At 79.1% G+C, this 2,300-nt stretch carries 1 protein-coding gene and 1 pseudogene; both read right to left on the minus strand.

What is annotated here, in order from left to right; translation table 11 throughout:
- Positions 1-1,253, minus strand: a pseudogene (locus tag VR44_RS37420) (hypothetical protein); the annotation flags it as partial.
- A partial coding sequence (locus VR44_RS37425) for a VWA domain-containing protein (protein ID WP_045952130.1) occupies positions 1,250-2,300 on the minus strand: 1,051 nt, incomplete at its 5' end. The pseudogene VR44_RS37420 and the gene VR44_RS37425, both read right to left, overlap by 4 nt.

Consider the following 2,300-nt stretch of genomic DNA (forward strand, 5'->3'; position numbering starts at 1 on the left):
ACGCCGTCGGAGCCGAGCAGGTGGGTGACCACGCCGCCGTAGCCGGTCGCGGTCAGCACGGGTTCCCGGCACAGGCCGTGGACCTTCAGGCTGCCCCCGGAGGCGTAGGCGCGGCGGCCGCTCCCGGTCAGCCCGGGCCCGCCCGTACCGGCCGCCAGCAGTGCCGCGGTGCGCAGCAGCGCCTCGAAGGCGGCGGCCAGATCCGCCAGCCGCTCCCCGGCACGCCGCTCCCGCGCGGCCCGCAGCCCCCGCACCACCCGAAGGGCGGCGGCCTCGGCACCCGGCAGCCCGGCGACGCGCGCGGTGTGCGCGGCCCGCAGCAACTCGGCCTGCACCACGGCACCCCCGGCGGCCACGCCGGCGGCGAGCGCCTCGGCCCCCACGGCCCAGAGGGCGGCCCCGGCCCGCACCTGAGCGGCCGTGGGCGCGGGGGCACCCCCGTCTCCCGGCCCCGCCGCGTCGCCGCGGGCCCTGTCCGGGCCGCCACTTCCGCCCATCGCTCCGGCCGCCGAGGCGCCGGATCCTCCGGCCCCGGCCGCGCTCGGAACTCCGGCTCCGCCACTTGCCCCGGCTCCGGGTGCCGCCCCGCCGGGCCCGGCCGGGCCCGGCGTCCGTCCGGTGGCGCCCGTCCCTGAGGCGCCCCCGCCCGTGCCGGGACCCGGCTCGCCCCGGAGCCCGGCCGGGTCTGCCTGGCCGGTGCTCCCAGTGGTACCCACACCGCCGGAGCGGTCGGCGGGACCCGGCTCACCGAAGGTGTACCCGGAGCTCGGGGCAGCGGCCCCCGAGGCACCGGCCCCTCCGGCGGGTTCCGCGCCCGTGTCCCCGGTTCCGGCCCTGCGGGGCACGGGCCCGGCAGCCGACGGAGCGGCCGGACCGGTACCCGCGGCCGACTCGGCAGCGGGGGTCACGGCCGATCCGCCGTCCTCCTCCCCCTCGCCCGGCAAGGGCCACGGCTGGGGGTCCGCCACCGGGGACGCGGCCAGGACCGCCGCGCGGTGCAGGCAGCGCGGAGCCAGGAGGCAGCTGCAGACGGCCTGCCCGGCCTCCGTGACCACCCCCGACGGCGCCGCACGGAGCGTGACCACCGCGTCCTCACCGAAGGCGACGACGACGCTCCCGTCCGCCCCGGCCTCCGCGCCGTCCCGGCAGCCCTCCACGGCCGCGTCGAGCTTCTTGCGCAGCCGGGCGCTCAGGGCCTCCACGGCCTCCGCCGTCACCTCGGCGGTGACGGCCGGCAACAGCGGGCTGGTCATGAGGGCTCCCCACGGAGTCGGTCGCCCACCCAGCGGGCGAGGGCGAGAGGGCTGAGCGCGGCCACCGGCATCCCGGCCGCGACGAGCTGCCGCGCCACCGGGATCGAATACCGGGGCGCGCCGGAGTCGTCGAGCGCGGCGCAGCCCAGCAGATGGGCGCCGGACGCGGCCAGTGCGCGGACCTCCCCGAGCAGGCCCCCGACCGGGGCCCCCTCCTCGAAGTCGCTGACCACGACGACCAGGGTCCGGCTCGGCACCGTGATCAGGCTGCGGGCGTGCGCGAGGCCCGCCGCGATGTGCGTACCGCCGCCGACCCGGACCTCCAGCAGCAGCGAGAGCGGGTCGGCCACCCGGCCGGTCAGGTCCACGACCTGGGTGGAGAAGGCCAGGAAGTGCGTGGACAGGGTCGGGACCCCGCCCAGCACGGCCGCCGTCAGCGCCGACCAGACCACCGACGCCTCCATGGAACCGGAGACGTCCACCACCAGGATCAGCCGCCAGTCCGCCTCACGGGACGCACGGCTGCTGAACACCGGCCGCTCCGGAACCACGACCACGCGGCCGTCGTCGAAGCGCCGGGTGTGCGCCAGATTGGCGCGCAGGGTGCGCGCCAGGTCGAGCCGGCCGCCGGGCCGGCGCGTCGGACGCGGGGTGGACAGCCCCGACAGGGCCGGCCGCATCCGGGTGGCCAGCTGCGCCGCCAGCTCGTCCACCAGCCGCTTCACCAGCGGCCGCAGCCGGGCGAGCTGCTGCTCGGGCATCCCGCCGGCCAGCGAGAGCACGGAGGTCAGCAGTTCCACGGAGGGCCGGACGGACGACGGGTCGAGCTGGGCCAGTACATCGGTACGGCCCGCGCCCGCCGCGTCCGCGAGCACCTCCTCCCGTACGTCGGCACCGAACAGCGACTCCAGCTCCTGCGACCACTCCCGGGCCGTCGGGAAGGACGGCCCGTCCCCGCCGCCGGGGCCGGACCGGCCCAGGTCCCCGGAGCCCTCGCCGCGCCCCGCGCCGTACAGCTCGTCGAGGGCGCGCGCGTAGCGGTGCGCC

The organism is Streptomyces katrae (assembly GCF_000966975.1).
Taxonomy (GTDB): Bacteria; Actinomycetota; Actinomycetes; order Streptomycetales; family Streptomycetaceae; genus Streptomyces; species Streptomyces katrae.